The organism is Novosphingobium percolationis, assembly GCF_020179425.1.
In the GTDB taxonomy this organism is placed as follows: Bacteria; Pseudomonadota; Alphaproteobacteria; order Sphingomonadales; family Sphingomonadaceae; genus Novosphingobium; species Novosphingobium percolationis.
The window spans coordinates 198,752-218,075 of the sequence record NZ_JAILYM010000006.1 but is presented as its reverse complement, the minus strand read 5'-3'; the positions used below and the strand labels follow the sequence as shown (position 1 = coordinate 218,075).

Annotated in this window: 18 protein-coding genes; 15 read left to right on the top strand and 3 right to left on the bottom strand. The window is 67.9% G+C overall.

Annotated features, from left to right (window positions below; translation table 11 throughout):
• The first annotated feature begins 31 nt into the window (after nucleotides 1-31).
• The 9 genes from K3A84_RS16030 to K3A84_RS15990 are packed head-to-tail and all read left to right on the top strand — an operon-like array spanning nucleotide 32 to nucleotide 8,850.
• A complete protein-coding gene (locus tag K3A84_RS16030) occupies nucleotides 32-1,624 on the top strand; it encodes a chemotaxis protein CheW (protein WP_225010362.1) in 1,593 nt (530 codons plus the stop codon).
• A 35-nt stretch (nucleotides 1,625-1,659) separates the two neighbouring features.
• The gene (gene cheB / locus K3A84_RS16025) at nucleotides 1,660-2,772 is read left to right on the top strand and encodes a chemotaxis-specific protein-glutamate methyltransferase CheB (RefSeq protein ID WP_225010361.1); all 1,113 of its coding nucleotides are present in this window, start codon (nucleotides 1,660-1,662) and stop codon (nucleotides 2,770-2,772) included.
• Nucleotides 2,760-3,368, top strand: a complete 609-nt coding sequence (locus K3A84_RS16020; RefSeq protein ID WP_225010360.1) for a HEAT repeat domain-containing protein — start codon at nucleotides 2,760-2,762, stop codon at nucleotides 3,366-3,368. Before cheB ends, K3A84_RS16020 begins: the two co-directional genes overlap by 13 nt.
• Nucleotides 3,369-3,416: 48 nt before the next feature.
• A complete protein-coding gene (locus K3A84_RS16015; RefSeq protein ID WP_225010359.1) occupies nucleotides 3,417-4,250 on the top strand; it encodes a CheR family methyltransferase in 834 nt (277 codons plus the stop codon).
• Nucleotides 4,247-4,672 carry a response regulator gene (locus K3A84_RS16010; protein WP_225010358.1) on the top strand — a complete coding sequence of 142 codons (426 nt, stop codon included), beginning with the start codon at nucleotides 4,247-4,249 and terminating at the stop codon, nucleotides 4,670-4,672. The genes K3A84_RS16015 and K3A84_RS16010 overlap by 4 nt, the downstream gene beginning before the upstream one ends.
• Nucleotides 4,663-6,987 carry a chemotaxis protein CheA gene (locus K3A84_RS16005; protein WP_225010357.1) on the top strand — a complete coding sequence of 775 codons (2,325 nt, stop codon included), beginning with the start codon at nucleotides 4,663-4,665 and terminating at the stop codon, nucleotides 6,985-6,987. The genes K3A84_RS16010 and K3A84_RS16005 overlap by 10 nt, the downstream gene beginning before the upstream one ends.
• A complete protein-coding gene (locus tag K3A84_RS16000; RefSeq protein ID WP_225010356.1) occupies nucleotides 6,987-7,322 on the top strand; it encodes a hypothetical protein in 336 nt (111 codons plus the stop codon). The genes K3A84_RS16005 and K3A84_RS16000 overlap by 1 nt, the downstream gene beginning before the upstream one ends.
• Entirely contained in the window at nucleotides 7,319-7,690 is a 372-nt protein-coding gene (locus K3A84_RS15995) for a response regulator (RefSeq protein WP_225010355.1), read from the top strand. The genes K3A84_RS16000 and K3A84_RS15995 overlap by 4 nt, the downstream gene beginning before the upstream one ends.
• A 2-nt stretch (nucleotides 7,691-7,692) precedes the next feature.
• Nucleotides 7,693-8,850, top strand: a complete 1,158-nt coding sequence (locus K3A84_RS15990) for a methyl-accepting chemotaxis protein (RefSeq protein ID WP_225010354.1) — start codon at nucleotides 7,693-7,695, stop codon at nucleotides 8,848-8,850.
• A 4-nt stretch (nucleotides 8,851-8,854) separates the two neighbouring features.
• Here the strand turns inward: K3A84_RS15990 and K3A84_RS15985 are convergent, their stop codons facing one another.
• Nucleotides 8,855-9,778, bottom strand: coding sequence for a MerR family transcriptional regulator (locus tag K3A84_RS15985; RefSeq protein ID WP_225010353.1), 924 nt, complete (start codon nucleotides 9,776-9,778; stop codon nucleotides 8,855-8,857).
• A gap of 309 nt (nucleotides 9,779-10,087) precedes the next feature.
• Between K3A84_RS15985 and K3A84_RS15980 the strand changes: the two genes are divergently transcribed.
• A complete protein-coding gene (locus K3A84_RS15980; RefSeq protein ID WP_225010352.1) occupies nucleotides 10,088-10,465 on the top strand; it encodes a response regulator in 378 nt (125 codons plus the stop codon).
• A gap of 6 nt (nucleotides 10,466-10,471) precedes the next feature.
• A complete protein-coding gene (locus tag K3A84_RS20560; protein ID WP_225010351.1) occupies nucleotides 10,472-11,668 on the top strand; it encodes a methyl-accepting chemotaxis protein in 1,197 nt (398 codons plus the stop codon).
• A gap of 30 nt (nucleotides 11,669-11,698) precedes the next feature.
• On the opposite strand, the gene K3A84_RS15970 is transcribed toward K3A84_RS20560, so the two are convergent.
• A complete protein-coding gene (locus K3A84_RS15970) occupies nucleotides 11,699-12,325 on the bottom strand; it encodes a TetR/AcrR family transcriptional regulator (protein ID WP_225010350.1) in 627 nt (208 codons plus the stop codon).
• 89 nt (nucleotides 12,326-12,414) lie between these two features.
• Between K3A84_RS15970 and K3A84_RS15965 the strand changes: the two genes are divergently transcribed.
• Genes K3A84_RS15965 through K3A84_RS15955 form a run of 3 tightly spaced genes read left to right on the top strand, consistent with a single transcriptional unit; the run spans nucleotide 12,415 to nucleotide 16,549 of the window.
• Entirely contained in the window at nucleotides 12,415-13,848 is a 1,434-nt protein-coding gene (locus tag K3A84_RS15965) for an efflux transporter outer membrane subunit (protein ID WP_225010349.1), read from the top strand.
• Between the two features lie 17 nt (nucleotides 13,849-13,865).
• On the top strand, nucleotides 13,866-15,035 hold the full coding sequence (locus tag K3A84_RS15960; protein WP_225010348.1) for an HlyD family secretion protein: 1,170 nt from the start codon (nucleotides 13,866-13,868) through the stop codon (nucleotides 15,033-15,035).
• The gene (locus K3A84_RS15955) at nucleotides 15,035-16,549 is read left to right on the top strand and encodes a DHA2 family efflux MFS transporter permease subunit (RefSeq protein ID WP_225010347.1); all 1,515 of its coding nucleotides are present in this window, start codon (nucleotides 15,035-15,037) and stop codon (nucleotides 16,547-16,549) included. The genes K3A84_RS15960 and K3A84_RS15955 overlap by 1 nt, the downstream gene beginning before the upstream one ends.
• A 21-nt stretch (nucleotides 16,550-16,570) precedes the next feature.
• Here the strand turns inward: K3A84_RS15955 and K3A84_RS15950 are convergent, their stop codons facing one another.
• Nucleotides 16,571-17,314 carry an enoyl-CoA hydratase/isomerase family protein gene (locus K3A84_RS15950; RefSeq protein ID WP_225010346.1) on the bottom strand — a complete coding sequence of 248 codons (744 nt, stop codon included), beginning with the start codon at nucleotides 17,312-17,314 and terminating at the stop codon, nucleotides 16,571-16,573.
• A gap of 150 nt (nucleotides 17,315-17,464) precedes the next feature.
• Here K3A84_RS15950 and K3A84_RS15945 point away from each other — a divergent pair, with 150 nt between their 5' ends.
• A complete protein-coding gene (locus K3A84_RS15945; protein ID WP_225010345.1) occupies nucleotides 17,465-19,324 on the top strand; it encodes an AMP-binding protein in 1,860 nt (619 codons plus the stop codon).

Sequence of the window (19,324 nt, the reverse complement as noted above, 5' to 3'; positions counted from 1 at the left end):
CCACCCCGCCAGCGCGCGAGGAGCCGAGCCCATGTACCAATCGAAAATTGTCCCCGGCGATGCGGTCCCCGCGCCGCCGGAGGGCCTGACGCCGGGCGACGCAAGCGCGCGCACCACGCGGCAGTTCACCATCTTCACCGTCGACGGTGAAAACTTCGCGGTATCGCTCGACGAGGTGAAGGAGATCATCCGCCTGCCCGAGGTGGTGCGGGTGCCGCTGGCCCCGCCAAGCCTGGAAGGCCTGACCAACCTGCGGGGCACGGTGCTGCCGATCGTCAACACCCGCAGCCTGTTCGGCGGCGCCCCGGTGCCGCCGGACGATGCAACCCGCGTGGTGATCCTCGACCATGGCCAGCCGGTCGGCATCGTCGTCGACCGCGTGGTGAGCGTGGTGACGATCGAGTCAGAACGCATCGAGGATGCCGCGGCGGTGGAGACGAGCGTGCGCTCTGACCTGCTGCGCGGGGTGATCAAGGACGACGGCGAGCTGGGGCTGGTGATGATCCTGGCCAGCGGAAGGCTGATCGAGCAGGAGTTCGATCTGCTGGCGCTAGCGCGCGCCGGGAGCGGCGGTGATGGGGTGGGCGGCGAAGTGCGGCCGATCGAGGCCGCCGCGCAATCGGTCGATGCGGCGGGCGAGGAAATCCAGCTCGTCAGCTTCGAGGTTGCGGGGCAGGAATATGCCCTGCCGATCCACAGTGTGCGCGAAATCGTGCAACTGCCCGAGAACGTGACGCGGGTTCCACGCGCGGCGCCGAGCGTGATGGGGGTGATTTCGTTGCGTGAGCGGCTGCTGCCGGTGGTGTGCCTGCGCCGCCTGTTCGGCCTGCCCGCAGCAGAGCGTGCCGATCACAACCGCGTAGCGGTGGTTTCGGTGGGCGATGGCAGCCTGCTCGTCGGCGTGGTGCTCGACCGCGTGAACGAGGTGCTGCGCGTGCGGCGCGGCGGGGTGGATGCGATGCCGCCGATGCTGGCCGAGGACACGAACCTGGCAGAGATCACCGCGATCTGCCGCCTCGATGGGGGCAAGCGGCTGGTGTCGATCCTCTCGGCCGAGGCGATGTTCGACCGGCGCGCGATCGAGGGCGCGCTGGAAAGCGCGATCGAGGCAACAGATGGGGAGATGGCGGCGATGACCGAGGCCACGCAGGGACGCGCCGCAGGCGCCGCGCGCGACGAGGAACAGTTCGTGGTGTTCCGGCTGATGGACGAGGAATTCGGCGTCGAGATCGCGGCGGTGCAGGAAATCGTCCGGGTGCCCGCGGATCTGGCCAAGGTACCGCGCACCGAGGACTATATCCGTGGCGTGATGAACCTGCGCGGCGCGGTGATCCCGCTGATCGACCAGCGTGCCAAGTTCCATCTGCCGCCGCTGGACCACAACGACCGCCAGCGCATCGTGGTGTTCACGATGGGCGGCGTGCAGACCGGCTTCATCGTCGATTCCGTATCCGAAGTGATGCGCATCCGGCGCGACCTGATCAAGCCCGCGCCCGACATGTCGGACCGCCAGCGCCGGGTGATCCGCCGCGTGGCCAACCTGCCAGAATCGCGCCGGATGATCCTGCTGCTCGATGCGCAGCAGATGCTGGGCGACGGCGCGCTGACCGCCGAAGCGGCCTGAGTACCATCAGAAGGACCGGATCGAAAGCAACAGCCATGAAAGCCCTTGTCGTTGACGATTCCGCGCTGATGCGGCGCCAGATCGGGGATATCCTGACCCGAGGCGGATTCGAGGTGGTGACCGCGCGCACGGGCGCCGAAGCGCTGGCGCGCGCGCACGAGGAGCGGCCCAGCGTGGTGACGCTCGACATCAACATGCCTGAGATGGACGGCCTGACATGCCTGAGCCGGTTGATGGCGGAGTGCCCCGCGCCGGTCGTGATGATCTCTTCACTGACCGAGGAAGGCGCCCTGGCGACGCTGGAGGCGATCGCGCTGGGGGCAGTGGACTTCGTCCACAAGCCCGGCGGCACCGTTTCGACAGCGCTGCGCGAGCAGGAAGACCTGATCATCGCCAAGGTCAAGGCGGCGGTGGGCGCGCGGGTGCGGCGCAGCGACGGACTGCGCCAGCGGCTGGTGGCCAAGCGCGAGACGATCCTGCGCAATCCTACCCCCGCGCGAGGCCGGATCGGCAGCTTCGGCCCCGGCAACGAGGCGCTGACGCTGGTCGGTGCATCGACCGGCGGGCCCGCCGTGCTGGAGGACGTGCTGGGCGCGCTGAGCGCCGACTATCCGATGCCGGTGCTGGTGTGCCAGCACATGCCCGCCACGGTGACCCGCCACTTTGCCGAACGGCTCGACCAGTGCTGCGCGCTGCGCGTGGAGGAACTGCGCCGCCAGACCGAGCTGGAGGCCGGCACGATCTATCTGGCGCGCGGGGATGCCGACATGGTGGTGATGGAACGCGGCGGGCGGCTGATGGCGACGATCGCCCCGCCCTCACGCGATTTCACCTGGCACCCGAGCATGAGCCGCCTCGTGGCGAGCGCGCTGCGCACGCTGACCCCGGATTCGCTGATCGGCGTGCTGCTGACCGGCATGGGCGACGATGGTGCGGCAGAGCTGGCCGAGCTGCGCCGGCAAGGCGGGCACACCATCGCCGAAAGCGAGGACAGCTGCGTGGTCTATGGCATGCCGCGCGCGCTGATCGAGCGCGGGGGCGCCGACGAAGTGCTGCACGGATCGCAGATTGGCGCCCGGCTGGAACGGGTTGCTTTCACCAGGATGCGCTCGATGCGCGGGGGACGGAGAATGACATGGGCCTCGTGAAAGCGCGCGCCGCCGGAAATGGAGCGGCCTTTGATGCAGCGCCCGAGGATGCACCCCGGCTGGACCACCCCGACGCCGTGCAACGCCGCCGCGCGGTGCAGGCGCTGGCGGGCGATGCCGATTGCGTCGACAAGCTGGTGACGCTGCTGCGCGTCGAGAAGGAAAGCCTGGTGCGCCAGGCCGCGTTCCTGCTGCTCGCCTCGCTCAATTCGCGCGAAGCCGCGCGCGGCGTTTCGGTGCTGCTGTCCGATGCCGACGCCGCCTTGCGCAACGGTGCGCTGGAGACGCTGGCGGCGATGCCGGACCACGCGGGGCCGCTGCTCGCGTCGCTGGGGCAGGACGAAGACGCAGACGTGCGCATCTTCGCCGTGCTGCTGGCCGCAGAATTGCAGGACCCTGCTGCGGCCGACTGGCTGGTCGCGCTGGCCGCGCACGAGACCGACGCCAACGTCTGCTCGAACCTCGCTGAAGCGCTTGGCGGCACCGGCAGGATCGAGGCGGCCGCCGCGCTGACGGCGATCGGCACGCGCTTTGCCGGTGATCCGTTCCTGGGCTTTGCGGTCGAAACCGCGCTGCAGCGCCTGCGCGAGGCCTGACAGGTGGCCACTTCCCCTCCTCCCGGCGTTCTCCCCGGTGCCAAGGCTGTGCGCATATCCGCCGAAGACGTGACCGTGTTCTGCGACTTCTTCTACAAGAAGACCGGCATCAGCATGGATGCCAGCCGCCGCTATTTCATCGACCGGCGGCTGGAGGACCGCATCGCGGCGAACGAATGCCGCAGCTTCCGCGAATATCTCGCGCTGGTGAAGTTCCAGCCGGGCGGCTCGGAAATGCAGGCGCTCATCAACGAGATGACGGTCAACGAGACCTATTTCTTTCGCGAGGACTACCAGTTCACCTGCCTGACCAAGCGGATGCTGGACGAGATCGCGGTGCACAAGATTGCCGGGCGCGACCGCATCCGCATCTGGTCGGCGCCCTGCTCCACCGGCGAGGAGCCCTATTCGATCGCGATCTCAATCCTGGAAAACTGGTCGCGCGCCAGCGATTTCGACATCGAGATCATGGCATCGGACATCGACACCCGCGCGCTGGGGCGGGCACGCAACGGGATCTATCAGGCGCGCGCGCTGCACCGCGTGTCGCAGCGCATCCGCGATACCTATTTCCGGCAGATCGACGCAGACAACTGGCAGGTGGTGAAGGACCTGCGGGATTCGGTCGATTTCGGCGTGATCAACGTGTGCGACCCGGCCCAGATGGCGCGGGTGCGCGGGATCGACGTTATCTTCTGCCGCAACCTGTTGATCTATTTCGACGACCTGTCGCGCCGCCAGACGGCGGAGCACTTCTTCGACGCGCTGAACCCCGGCGGGTTCGTGGCGCTGGGCCATTCGGAGAGCATGAGCCGCATCTCAGGCATCTTCCTGCCGCGCAAGTTTCCCGAAGCCCTGGTCCATCAGAGGCCCCTGACATGACGCTGACCCTAACCGAAACCGCCCCGGCGGCGATGCAGGACAACCCTGCCGCGCGCATCCTCATCGTCGACGATACTCTGACGGTGCGGCTGTACTGTTCGCAGCTGCTCAAGCGTGCGGGCTTTGCGGTGAGCGAAGCGATCAACGGGCTGGAGGGTCTGGAACAGGCGCTGCAGCAGCGCTTCGACCTGTTCGTGGTCGACATCAACATGCAGAAGATGGACGGCTACGCCTTTCTGGCCGAAGTGCGCCGCCACCCGGACCTGCGCGCGATCCCGGCGGTGATGATGAGCACCGAGCAGGGGCGCGATGACATCACCCGCGCTTATCTTTCGGGCGCGAACTTCTACCTGACCAAGCCGATCGACCCCGTCCGCTTCCTCGCGACGGTGAACCTGATGACAGGTGTCACATGCCCCTGAGATCGAACCTCCCCCCCACCCCCGCCGAAATCGCCGCGCAAGCCGCCGAGACCGCCGACCTTGCCGCCAGCTTCGTCGAGGAAGCACGCGCGCTGCTGGAGGAGGCCAATGCCGCGCTGCTGACACTGGAGCGCAATCCGGGCGACGCAGAGGCGGTCAACGCGCTGTTCCGCTGCGTCCATTCGATCAAGGGCGCGGCGGGGCTGTTCGACCTGCCCGCGCTGATCCACCTCGTCCATGCCGCCGAAGACCTGCTGGGCGCGATGCGCGAAGGACGGTTGCGGATCGACGGCGAACTGGCCGACGCGCTGCTGGCCGGGCTCGACCGCGTGGCGACGTGGATCGAGCGGTTCCGCAGCGAAGGCGACCTGCCGGCGGGCTCGATCGAAGAGGCGCGCAAGTTCGCCGCGCTCTATCGCGCGCGGCTGGACGGGCTGGATGGCGCAACGCAGGTTGCCGAAGCAACTGCGCGCGCGGACGCCCCCCCGGCCTGGGCGCAAGGCGCGGCCTCGGCCATCGCGGCTGCGGCCCCCGACGCGGCGAGCGTGGTGCTGGCCGACTATGCTCCCGATGAAGGGTGCTTCTTTGCCGGGGAAGACCCGTTGCGGCTGGTGCTGGCAACGCCCGGGCTGTGCTGGCTGGAGATCGTGCCCGCGCAGGACTGGCCCGATGCGCAGGCCTTCGATCCCTTCGCCTGCAACTTGCGCTTCCGCATGGCGGCAAGGGCCCCGCGCGACGCAATAGAACATCATTTCCGCTATGTTCCCGACAACGTGATGCTGATCGAGGCGGACGTGGAGAGTCTTGCCGCCGACGCGCCGAAGGACGGTGATGGCGATGGCGGCGCCCCCGTTGGACTGCCGACGCTGGCGATCGAGCTGCTGGAAACGCAGGCGCGCGCCCTGGACCTGCCGGGGCGGCATGGACAAGTGGGCGACATCGAGACCACCGTGCGCAACCTGTGCCGCGCGCTGGACCTGCCCTGCCCGCTGGTCGACGGCCCCGCCGATGCCGACAGTCTGGCGACCGCCATCGCGCACCTGCTGCGCAGCGGAGCGCGCAAAGATCCAGCGGAAGAGGCGGCGGTCGCCGGTGCCGCGCCGATGATCGCACCGATGGGGGATGGGGCGCCGGATCGGGCCGAGGCGACGGGCGAGCGCACGCTGCGCGTCGAGCAGGGCAAGGTCGACACGCTGATGAACCTTGTCGGCGAACTGACCGTGGCGAAGAACGCGCTGCCGTTCCTGGCGCGCGATGCCGAAGTCCGCTTCGGAAGCCGCGAATTGTCGCGCGAGATCAAGGACAAGTACGCCGTCATCGACCGCATTGCGCGGCAGTTGCAGAACGCGGTGATGGACATCCGCATGATGCCGGTGTCCGACCTGTTCAAGCGGTTTCCGCGGCTTGTCCGCGACATCGCGCGCAAGCAGGACAAGAAGGTGCGGCTCGTGATCGAAGGCGAGACCACCGAGGCCGACAAGAACATCATCGAGGCGCTTGCCGAACCGCTGACCCACGTGCTGCGCAACAGCCTGGACCATGGCATCGAGCCCGCGCAGGCCCGGATCACTGCGGGCAAGGCCGAGATCGCGACCTTGCGGCTGTGCGCCTTCCAGGATGGCGACAGCGTGGTGATCGAGGTGATCGACGACGGTCGCGGGATCGATCCGGACAAGGTGCGCGCCAAGGCGGTCGAGCGCGGCCTGCTCGACGCCGAGCGCGCCGCCCAGCTGTCCGATGCCCAGGCGATGCAACTGGTGTTCCTGCCCGGCTTCTCAACCGCAGAGGCGATATCGGACCTGTCGGGGCGCGGCGTCGGCATGGATGCGGTGCGCACAGTGGTAGAACGCTTCGGCGGACAGGTGACGCTGGACAGCCGTCCCGGACATGGAACGACGGTGCAGATGAAGCTGCCGCTGTCGATGGCCGTGACGCGCGTGCTGACCGTGGAAATGGCCGGTCAGCTCTATGGCGTGCCGATGGACCTGGTGGTCGAGACGGTGCGGATCGAGCCGCAGGCCATCCGGCGCTTCAAGGCCAGCGAAGCCGTGGTGCTGCGCGACCAGGTGGTGCCGATCGCGCGGCTGCGCACGATGCTGGCGATGGAGGAACACCGCCCGGCGCTGGAATCGGTGCTGATCCTGCGGGTCGCCAATGCGCTGATCGGGCTGGTGATCGACGACTTCGGCACGGGCATGGACATCATCCTCAAGCCATTTTCGGGCATCCTGACCAACCTGAGCGGGTTTTCGGGGACGGCGGTACTGGGCGACGGCCGCGTGCTGCTGGTGCTCAACCTGAAGGAGATCCTGTGATGCCGGTAACCTATGCCGGGGACTGCGCGATGCTGGAGGGCCAGTGCGTGGTCGAGGAAGCTGCGGAACTGACCGAGTGGCTGCTGGCCGACCGCGCGCGCGGGATCGACCTTGCCGCCTGCACCGGCCTGCACAGCGCACTGCTGCAGACGATCATGGCGCTGACGCCGCCGCTGCGGGCGGCCCCTGTCGATGCCCTGCTGGCGCGCTGGCTGGCGCCGGTGATGCCGCCGGTGCAGCCTGCGCCCTCCCCGCGTCCGAAACGCGCGCCTGCCGCGAAGGCCGCCACGACATCACCGCGCAACCGTCGCACCAGGAAGGCCACAGCATCATGAAAACCGTCATGGTCGTCGACGATTCTCCGACCATCCTGATGAGCATGGAAGCGATCCTGATGCGCGCCGGCTATGGCGTGGTCAAGGCCGACAGCGGCGAAGCCGCGCTGCGCGTGTTGCACGGTGGAGGGCGCCCCAACCTCGTCATCACCGACCTCAACATGCACGCGATGAACGGCATCGACCTGGTCCGCTCGTTGCGCCAGTTGCCGCAGACCCGGTTCACCCCGATCCTGATGCTGACCACGGAATCCTCGCTCGACAAGCGTCAGGAAGCGCGCAGCGCCGGGGCAACCGGATGGATCGTCAAGCCGGTGCAGCCCGACGACCTGATCGCAGTCGTCAAGCAGATGGTTCCGGGGGCCTGACGATGCTGGCGCTGCTGTCGCGACTGTTCCGCCGCCGCCCGGCGCCGCTGGTCGAGGAGGACCAAGGTGCCAAGGTTGCGCTGGCCGACCTCGCGCCGCAAACGGCAAACGTTTCCGCGCAGGATGACGCCGACACGCACGCAGGACCGCAGGGTGAAATCATCGCGCTGACCCCGCGCGACAGCCGCTTCCATCGTATCCACCCGCACACCATGGCGCTGGTGGAGGAGATGCAGAGCTATGCCGGCTTCGTCGAGATCATGCAGCACCATCTCAGCAACGTCTGCACCGAGACGCAGGACGCCGCCGAGAACATCCTTGGCCAGGCGCTGGAGATCGAAGGCAGCGTCACCGGGCTGGTGCGGCACGTGGGCGACACGATGCAGTCCGATGCGCTGCTCGACGCCACCGAGACCCTGCGGGTCAGCGTGGATACCGGGCGCACCGTGATCGCCGACCTGATCCGCCAGCATCACGCGACGCAGAGCGAGATCCGCGAGAGCCTGACCACGGTGCGCGCGCTGTCGCTGAAGATGCGCGGCCACCTGGGCGAGATCGAGGACATCCGCCGCTATACCGACCTGCTGGCGATCAATGCGCGCATCCGCATCGCCGGGCTGGGCAAGAATACCGGGCTGGAGGTGATCGCCGAGGAAATCCGGGCGCTGGCGACCCAGACGGGAGGCCTTGCGCAGAACCTCAACGTCGAGCTGAACGAGATGGACCGGCTGGTCGGCGACGACCTGATGGCGCGCGTTTCGACGCAGAAGCGCTCTGATGATGCCCGCGCGCAGGAACTGCAGGACAGTTTCGAAAAGCTGTCACGCCACATGGCGCTGCTTAACGACTTCCAGGCCGCGCTGATCGCCGAGGTCCACCGGCGCAGCGACGCGATGCGCGCGCCGCTCAACACGCTGTGCGGTTCGATCCAGTTCCAGGACGTTGCGCGCCAGCAGCTGGAACAGGTCAGCCGCGCGCTGTCGATGATATCCGACCATTTCGTGTCGCTTTCGAACGCGATCATCAACGAAGGCGCGCCGCCCGACAGCTCGATCGCGACGTGCCTGTCCTCGATCCTGGAGAACTACGTGATGGAGCAGCAACGCGCCGCGCATCGCGGGGAAGCCGCCGCCACCGCGCCAAAGATCGAGCTGTTCTGAACCATCAGTCGCGCAGGCGCAGCGCTTCGAGCGCAGGCGTGATCGCGGCAAGGTCGGTAAAGCGGGCGATGCCGGGATCGCGCACCTGGGCCAGACCACTGCACGCGCCACCCGCCCAGATCGCGATGCCGGGGTCGAGCCGCGCCCGCACGTCCATCAGCATGCGCACCGCCTGACGCGCACCGAAGAAGGACGAGAACGACAGCGCCACCACGTCGACCCGGTGCGCAAGCGCTGCCGCAGCGATGTCCGCAGGCGGGGTTTCAAGCCCCAGCGGCACGCAGTGGCACCCTTCGAGCACGAGTATCGCCTCGACCATTGCGAGGCCCAGGCCATGGGCTTCGCCCGGGACCGTTGTGAGCAACATCCGCGGGCCATCGGCCTTGCCGAGACCGCGCGCGGCCATGGCCAGCACGCGATGCAGCACGTGAGTGAAGGCATGTTCGCGGAAAACGGGGATGCGCTGATCGCGCCATGCCTCTCCCACGGCGGCCGTCAGCGGCGCGGCAATGCCGATCACGAAGCCGCGCCCGCCGTGCCGCGCAAGGTGACGGTGGAGCAAATCAGCCAGCGCCTCGGGCCGGTCCTCGATGACGAAGCGCAAGGCTTCCTCGACATCCGCGGAATAGCCGATCGCGACGCTGTGCTGCCCCGCGACATGCGGCAAGCGCGCCGCACGTGCCTGCAGTTCCGCCATCTGGAGCGTCATGATCTGACCGGGCCGTTCGCCCGAATCGACCAGTCGGCGCACCAGTTCCAGCCGCTCGACCTGGTCGCGCGGGTAGCCCCTGCGCCCCCGCGCATCGCGCAGCGGAACGGGAAAACCGTAACGCCGCTCCCACGCGCGCAGGACGTCTGCGCCAAGGCCGGTGGCTGCGGCAACCTCACCCAACGCGAAAAGGGCGGGCGTTCCGTGCGCTTTGGTCATGGCGAGGACATCGCCGCTAACGCCTGCACAATGGTTAACACCTCCCTCCGTTTGTCCACCCCGAGGGCACCAGCTTGCGCGCCCTACGTAGTCGCGCGGCGGTCGTTACCGGTCGACCTTAAGCCAGATCCGCAAGGATGCCTTGGCCCTTGCGGGCGCAAAAGCAGGCCTGACGGCACCCTGCCGTCGCACCGGGTCGAGTCACCCATCCGGTGCAAGGTGAACACGGCATCCTGGACAGACGTCGGCGGACGGAAGACCGCGCGACCTGCCACAAGGGGGGATGCCAGCGATGAGGGAACGCGGACAATGCCAAAGACCATCCTGATCGTCGACGATTCCCCGACCATGATCATGAGCGTGCGCGCCACGCTGGAAATGAACGGGTATCGCGTGGAAGCCGCCAGCGACGGGGCGCGGGCGCTTGCGGCGCTGAACGGCGGGCTGCGGCCGGATCTCATCATCACCGACATCAACATGCCGAACATGGGCGGGCTGGATTTCATCCGCAACGCGCGCAGCCTTGCAGGTTGCCGCTTCACCCCGATCCTGACGCTGACGACCGAAAGCGAACGCGCCAAGCGCGACGAGAGCCGACGGCTGGGCGCGACTGGCTGGCTGGTCAAGCCGATCTCCGGCCCCGACCTGCTGGGCGTGATCCGGCAGGTGCTGCCGCTGGCGGCCTGACGCGCGGTGGACGCGCGCGCGCGCTTCTTGCGGCTGCGGCTGGTGCTGGGCCTCCCTGTGCTGGCGGCAGCGGGCGTTCATGCGTGGTGGACCTGCGGCATGGCGGGGCTGGCGGGCACGGTGGCGGCGGTGCTGGCGACCCGGTTGCTCGCCCTGCCCGAAGCGCTCAGCGTTTCTGCGGTGGAGCCGCGCGAGGACGCGCCTGAGACGCACGACGAGCAGACCAAGATTGCCTTTCTGCACGATCCCTTTGCCATTCCGCCGCCGGTTCTGGCCGACCTGCAAGCCGTGCAGCCCTTCGTCGAGACGCTGTGCGGCCAGATCGAGGGCATCCAGCAGGACGTGGCGCAGGGGGTGGTCGCGGTGGTGGATCGCGTACGCTCGATCGATGCGCTGTCGCAGGGGCAGCGCGACCGCATCCATGCCTCTGTCGCAGGGGCCGACACCATCAGGCAGGCCGCCGAGGTCCCTGGCGAGATCGTCGCGCGGCTGGCCCACATGCTCGCCGAGCGCGACCGCATCATCGAGCGCAACTTTGCCGGACTGCAGGCGCTGGCGGACGAATTCCAGGGCCTGCGCTCCAGCGTCGAGGTGATCAGCACGATCGCGGACAAGGCCTTCTTCCTGTCGGTCAACGCGGCGGTGGAGGCACAGCACCGCGGTGCGGCCGGCGTCGCCTTCGGGCTGATCGCGTCGGAAATGCGCTCGCTGGCGCGGCAGACCGCCGACAGCGCGCGCGAAGTGGGCGTGAACATCAACGGCTTTGCAGAACGGATGCATGCCAGCATCACCGCCGCCATGCCCGACCGCCAGAAGGAGGCCGGCGGGCTCGACCAGCTGATCGATGAATTGCGCGGCGCGCAGGCCCGTCTCGTCGCGGGCGGTGCCGATCTGGACCGCGTGATCCAGACGCTCGACGGCGGCCACCGCGAGATTGTCGGCGCGCTGTCGGAGATCCTCGGCAGCCTGCAATTCCAGGACGTGATGCGCCAGCGGCTGGAGCAGGTATTCCACGCCTTGCGCGAGTTGGAGGACCTGGTGGCCCGCTCCACCAGCGGCGCCCCCCCGGTCCGTTCGCTGCTGGATATTCTGGAGGACCAGCGGCAGGACTACGTGATGGAGAGCCAGCGCCACGTCCACAGCGCCATCGTCGCGGGCGACGAAACCCCGCACGAGACCGACCGGAAGATCGAGTTGTTCTGATTGATCCGGCAAAAGTCAGGCCGGTACAAGTCAGTCCGGGGACAGGCCGCGCGCGAAGACACGGGCCGCATGGGCAGCCTGCCGCGCCACGTCGGCCTTGTCCGACGGCTGCAACATGCCTAGCGTGGCGCGCATGTGCAGATCGGCGCGAACGGCGCCGAGGAATTGTTCGGCGGCAAGACGGGGATCGGCGCAGATGATCACCCCACGCTGGGCAAACCCCGCAATGGCCGCGCTCAATTCCCGATAGACGGTTTCGGGGCCGGTGCTGAAAAACTGGCGCGACATTTCCGGAAAGCGCACACCGTCCGCCTGGATCATCAGGAACACCTCGATCGCTTCGGGTTCGAGCAAGGCTTCGAGGTAGCGATTCGCGAATTCGGCAAGGTAGGTCTCGAAATCCGAGGACTCGATGCCGACCGCGCGCAACGGAGCGAGAACGCCTTCGCACTTGCGCGCGAGCATAGCCGCGAACAGCACCTCCTTCGACGGAAAATACTTGTACAGCGTGGCTTTCGACCCGCCCAGCCGGGCGGCGATGTTGGCCATCGACGCCGCGCCATAGCCTTCGGACACGAAGACTTCCGATGCGACATCAAGGATATGCTCGCGGCGTTCATCGGGTGATGCGCGGCCCAGCCTGCAGTTAGTGACCATGCTGTACAGATAGCGCTTGACACCGCAGGATCAAGTCGGCTCTTCCGCATTTAGTGACCGATCTGTACACCCTTCGGACCGTGGTTTCCATGCCCCTTTCCCAGCCCGCCCCCACCCCCGTCAGGATCGCCGCTCCGGCGCTGTTGCTACTGGCGCTGAGCGCCTGCGCAACGCCGCCCGAGCTTGGCGCGCGCCCCGAGCCACGCGCGGCCGCGCCCCTCGCCGCCGGCCTTCCCACGGGAGCGGACCAGGCATCGTTTCCGCAGGAAAACTGGTGGAACGGCTATGGCGACGCGCAGCTATCCGCGCTGGTGGAAGAAGCGCTGGCCGGATCGCCCAGCCTTGCCGTGGCCGACGCCCGCGCCCGCCGCGCAGCCGGCTATGCGCAAGCGGCTGGTGCGGCGCTGCTGCCGGCCGCATCGGCATCAGCCAACGCGGGGTGGACCAAACAGAGCTACAACAACGGCTTTCCCGCGCAGTTCGTGCCGCACGGCTGGCAGGACACCGCACGGGCAAGCCTCGACCTTTCGTACGAGATCGACTTCTTCGGCAAGAACCGCGCCGCGCTGCGCGCCGCCAAGGCCGAGCGTGAAGCGGCCGAGATCGAGGCGCGCACCGCGCGGCTGATGCTGGCGACGGCGGTGGCGGCCGGCTGGGCCGATCTTGGCCGCGCCAGTGCCGAACGCGAGGTGCGCGTAGCCGGGCTGCGCTTGCGCGAGGATACGGCGGGGCTGGTGCGGCGGCGCGTGGCCAACGGCCTCGATACCCGTGCCGAACTGCGGCAGGCCGAAGCGGCGGTGGCGACAGCGCGCGCCGATCTGGCGAGCGCGGATGAAGCCGTGGCGCTGTCACGCAATGCACTGGCGGCACTGCTTGGTGCCGGGCCGGAACGGGGAGCGACGATCGCACCGCCAACCGGGACCGCAAGCGCAATTGCCCTGCCCGCGCAGCTGCCGCTGGAACTGGTCGCACGTCGGGGCGATATCGCTGCCGCGCGGGCGCGGGTCGAAGCGGCGTCAGCCCGGATCACGGTGGCGCGCGCGGGATTCTATCCCAACGTCAACCTGATGGCCTTCGTCGGCTTGCAGTCGCTGGGACTGGGCCAGATCACCGCCAGCGGCTCTGACATCGGACAGGCTGGAGGGGCGATCAGCCTGCCGCTCTTCCAGGGCGGACGGCTTTCGGGCAACTATCGCGTGGCCCGCGCCGACTATGACGAGGCCGTGGCGCAATATGACGAGACGCTGGTGCGCGCGGTGCGCGAAGTGGCCGACGCCGTCGCCTCGCAGCGCGCGGTGGCACAGCAGCTGATCGCCGCGCGCGAAGCGGTGGACGCCGCGCAGGAAGCCCACGCCCTCGCCCGCCGCCGCTACGAGGGCGGGCTTTCGCCCTATCTTTCCGTGATTTCCGCAGAAGACGCGCTGCTCGCCAGCCGTCGCCTGCTCGCCGACCTGCAAGCGCGCGCGCTGTCCGTCAACGTCCAGCTGATCCGTGCGCTGGGCGGCGGATACGTGGCTGCCTGAACACTCCCGAGGACCCCATGGCCGACATCGATTCCCCCACTCTCAACGCCGCGCGGTTCGACGAGGACGCGGGCGACGCCGTACGCAAGACCAGCCGCAAGCGCGCGTTCCTGATCTTTGGCGGCGCGGTCGCTGCGATCGCGGTGGTCACGCTGGGCTATCGCTGGGCGACCGGCGGGCGCTACATCGAGACCGACAACGCCTATGTCGCCGCCGACGTGGCGCAAGTGACGCCGCAGACCGGCGGCACGGTGGAAGCCGTGGCGGTGAGCGACACGCAAGTTGTGCGCAAGGGCGACGTGCTGGTGGTGATCGACGCGAGCGATGCCCGGATCGCGCTGGCGCAAGCCGAAGCCGATTATGCCCAGGCGCAGCGCAAGGTGCGCCAGACGTTCGCCACCGGGGACGCGCTGGGCGCGCAGGTGGGTGAGCGCGAAGCCGACATCCGCCGCATGGAGGCGCAAGTTGCCATGGCGAGCGCCGACCTCGAACGTGCGCGGATCGACCTGACCCGGCGCGAGGCTCTGGCGAGCGACGGCGCGGTATCGGGCGAGGAACTGAGCACGGCGCGCAACGCCTTCGCTTCGGCGCGCGGCGCGCTGGCAGCGGCGCAGGCAGGCGTGGCGCAGGCCAAGGCAGCGCGCGGATCGGCGCAAGGGCAGCAGGGCGCGAACGCCGCGCTGGTGACGGGCACCAACGCCGAAACCAATCCCGAGGTGCTGGCAGCGAAGGCCCGGCTGGACAAGGCGCGGCTAGACCTGTCGCGCACCGTGGTACGTGCGCCCGTCGATGGCGTGGTAACGCAACGCGCCGTGCAGGTGGGCCAGCGCGTGGCCGCGGGCGCCACGCTGATGACGATCGTGCCGGTGGGGCAGGCCTATGTCGACGCCAACTTCAAGGAAGGCCAACTGCGCACGGTCAAGCCCGGCCAGCCGGTGGAGCTGACCTCGGACCTCTATGGCGAAGACGTGACCTTCAAGGGCCGCGTCGTGGGCTTTTCCGGCGGGACGGGATCGGCGCTGGCGGTGATCCCGGCGCAGAACGCGACAGGCAACTGGATCAAGGTGGTGCAGCGCCTGCCGGTGCGCATCGCGCTCGATCCGGCCGAACTGAAGGCGCACCCCTTGCGCATCGGCCTGTCGATGACTGCGACGATCGACACGAAAACCGACACCGGGGCACAGTGATGCAGATGGCCGCGGGCGCGCAGCCGCTGAAAGGCGCGAAGCTGGCGCTGGGCGGCTTTGCGCTGGCCTTCGCCAACTTCATGGTGGTGCTCGACATCACCATCGCCAACGTTTCCGTGCCGCATATCTCGGGCAGCCTTGCCGCCGCGCCTTCGCAGGGGACGTGGGTGATCACGTCCTATGCTGTGGCCGAGGCGATCTGCGTGCCGCTGTCCGGCTGGCTCGCCGCGCGGTTCGGCGCGGTGCGCGTGTTCCTGATGTCGGTGCTGGGCTTCGGGTTGTTCTCGCTGCTGTGCGGCCTGTCGCAGAGCCTGGGCATGCTGATCGTGTTCCGCGTGTTCCAGGGCCTGGCCGGCGCGCCGATCATGCCGATGTCGCAGACGCTGATGCTGCGCATCTTCCCGCCCGAGAAAGCCCCGATGGCGTTGGGCCTGTGGAGCATGACCACGGTTGTGGCGCCCATCGCCGGCCCGATCTTTGGGGGCACGATTTCCGATACCTGGTCGTGGAACTGGATCTTCTTCATCAACATGCCGGTGGTGGCGATCTGCACCACGCTCGGCTGGCGCCTGCTGCGACGCTATGAAACGCCGATGGTCAGGAACCCCATCGACTACGTTGGGCTGGGCCTGCTGGTGGTGTGGGTCGGCGCGCTGCAGGTGATGCTCGACAAGGGGCGCGAGGAGGACTGGTTCGCCAGCCCGTTCATCGTGGCGCTGGCCATCATCATGGTGCTGGGACTGATCGCCTTCCTGATCTGGGAACTGACCGAGAAGAACCCGATCATCGACCTGTCGGTGTTCCGCAACCGGGGCTTCACCATCGGTGTGCTGTCGCAGAGCGCGACCTATGCCGCGTTCTTCTCCTCGGTGGTGCTGATCCCGCTCTTCCTGCAGACCAACCTTGGCTATACCGCCACCTGGTCGGGCTATGCCACAGCGTTCATCGGGATCATGGCGGTGATCATGTCGCCGATCGCGGGGATGCTGATCGGCAAGGTGGACACGCGCCTGCTGATCACCGCGGGCGTGACCTGGCTGGGCATGGTCTCGCTGCTACGCACGGGGTGGGCGACGCAGATGGACTTCTTCACCATCTCCTTGCCGCAGTTCCTGCAGGGCTTCGGGATGCCGTTCTTCTTCATCGGCACGACGACGCTGGCACTGGGCGCGGTGCGGCCCGAACAGACCGCTTCGGCGGCGGGCATCCAGAACTTCATGCGCACGCTGGCGGGCGCCATCGCCACCTCGGTCGCCACCACGATGTGGGAGCACGAGACCAAGCTGACGCGCGCCGAACTGGTGGGAGTCTTGAATCCCGAAAAGGTCATGACGAGCGGGCTGCCCGTGGCGCAGGCGCGCATGGCGCTGGAGCGGCTGGTGGACACCGAAGCCATGACCATCGCCACCAACACGATCTTCCTGGGCAGCACAATGGTGTTCGGCGTGGCCGCCGCGATCATCTGGCTGGCGCCCGCGCCCAAGGGGCCGGTGGACCTTTCCGCCGCGCATTGATGCGCGGCGGAGGCCTGCCGTTCAGTTCTTCTTGCTGGTGAACGCGCCGACGCGCTCGGCAAAGTCCGGGCCGTGGCCTTCGTTTTCGAGCACTTCCCATTGCAGCCCGGCATCGAGCGGTGAACCGTCGGTGGCGTTGAGCAGGCGCTTGTTGGCGCGGTGCGAGAACGGCGACTGCGCGACGATGCGGCTGGCAAGCGCGGCGATCTCGGCCTCGAAATCGGCCAGCGGCACGGCATATTCGGCCAGGCCGATGCGCACCGCTTCGGCGGCGTCGATCATGTCGGCGGTGAACATCAGCCGCTTGGCAGTGGCGACGCCGACGCGGCGCGGCAGACGCTGGCTCATGCCCCAGATCGGCGTGAGCGCCCACTTGGCGTGGGTATCGCCAAAGCGCGCGCTATCGGCCGCGAGGATGAAATCACAGGCGAGCGCCACTTCGAGCGCGCCGGTGTAGCAATGGCCGTGGACGGCGGCGATCACCGGCTGAGGCAGGCGTTCCAGCATCCGCAGCGTTTCGGAGTGCCACCCGCGCGAGGGCACCGCCTCTCCGGTGGCGATGTCGCCCAGATCGTGCCCGGCGGAAAAGCACTTGCCCGCCCCGCGCAGCACGACGCAGCGCACGCTCTCGTCGTCGCGCAGCGCCTCGACATGGGTGCGCAGGGCGCGGAAGACTTCGACCGTCAGCGCATTGAGCTTGTCGGGGCGGTTGATCGTCAACACCGTCCAGCCATCGTTGTCCTGCCGCAGCACCAGGTCGTTCATCGCGTGTCTCCCATTGTATGCGAGAGCTTTGCCGCACTTTAATCAACCGATCAATCAATTGACTTTTATCAGTCGATAAACGACCAAGGTGCGCAACTGCGCCAAGACAAGGCGCACCGGCCCACAAGCCAAGAAATCGAGGAGAGATCCGTGACCACCACGCTGGAAGCGCCGCGCGACATCACGAGCGTTCCGTTCAAACCGCTGCCGCAGAAGGGCCCCGACGTGCATGTCGAACGGCGCGAGGACGGCACCATCCTGGTGCGCTCGAACCACGCACTGGCAGAACCCGCGCGTTCGATCGGGCACCTGTTCGCGCAACACGCGGCAGAGCATCCCGAGCGCGGGCTGCTGATGCAGCGTGAGCCGGGCCACGGGCCATGGCGCGGCGTGACCTATGGGGAGGCCAAGCGCATTGCTGACGGCATCGCGCAGAGCCTGCTTGATCGCGGCATGGGCGCGGGCGATTGCGTGCTGATCCTGTCGTCCAACTCGGTCGAGCATGGACTGCTGATGCTGGGTGGCTATACTGCAGGCGTGCCGGTCGCGCCGATCAGCCCGGCGCACAGCCTGCTGTCGAGCGACCATGCCAAGTTGAAGCACGCCTTCGAGACACTGCGCCCCAAGGTGGTGTTCGCGCAGAACTCCGAGCAGTTCGCGCGCGCGTTCGACACGCTGCGGGCGATCGACCCGGACGTGACGTTCGTGACCGTGGACGGCGGCAACGGCACCCTGCCCTTCGCCGATCTGGCCGGGACGCAGCCGACCGAAGCCGTGGCGGCGGCGCTCGACAAGGTGGGCCATGCGAGCGTGGGCAAATACCTGTTCACCTCCGGCTCTACCGGAATGCCCAAGTGCGTGCCGCAGAGCCACGGGATGATGGTCCACGTCGTCGCCGCCTCAGAAGGGCTGCGCGTTGATGACGGGATCGAGCGCGATCCGCCGCAGTCGCTGGAATGGATGCCGTGGAGCCACATTTCAGCGGGCAACATCGCCTTCAATGGCAACCTCCATGCGGGTGGCACGCTCTTCCTCGATGAAGGCAAGCCGATTCCGGGAATGTTCGAGACGACGATTCTGAACCTCTACGAAGTCTCGCCGCTGGTGTTCGGCTCCGCGCCGATCGCGTTCGCCATGCTGGCCGAGGCAATGGAAAAGGACGAGAAGCTGCGTGCCTCGTTCTTCAGGAACCTGGTCTACATGGGCTATGGCGGCGCGACGCTGTCGAGCGACGTCAACGAGAGGATGCAGGCGCTGGCGATTGCCGAGACCGGCCACCGCATCCCGATGACGACGATGTACGGCGCGACCGAGACGCAGGGGATCACCGTGGTCCACTGGGCGACCGAGCGCGTCGGGCTGATCGGGTTGCCGCTGCCCGGAACGACGCTGAAGCTGGTGCCGAGCGGCGACAAGCTGGAAGTGCGCGTGAAAGGCCCGACCGTGACCAGCGGCTATCACAACGATCCGGTGCGCACGGCCGAAGCGTTTGATGAAGAGGGCTTCTACAAGCTTGGCGATGCCGCGCGGTTCATCGACGATGCCGATCCTGCACAGGGTCTGGTGTTCGACGGGCGCATCACCGAGGATTTCAAGCTCGACAGCGGGACCTGGGTTTCGGTGGGGACGTTGCGGCCCGACCTGATCGCAGCTTGCGCGCCATATGTGCAGGACATCGTCGTCGCTGGGCAGGACAAGCCGCATATCGGCATCCTGGCATGGCCTTCGGCGGCGGCGCTGGCCGACATTGCGAAGGAAGCGCCGGACGGCGATGCCTTGGCCATTCTGGGCGAGCGGGTGGCCGCGCAGTTGCGCGCGTTCAATGCCACTGCCGGTGGTTCCTCCCGCCGGGTCAAGCGCGCGATCGTGCTGCGCGAGCCGCCCTCGATCGATGGCGGCGAGATCACCGACAAGGGCTATGTCAACCAGCGCGCCACCCTGACGCGCCGGGCCGACGACGTGGCCCGGCTCTATGCCGAGCCGGTGCCCGAGGGCGTGCTCGACCTCTGA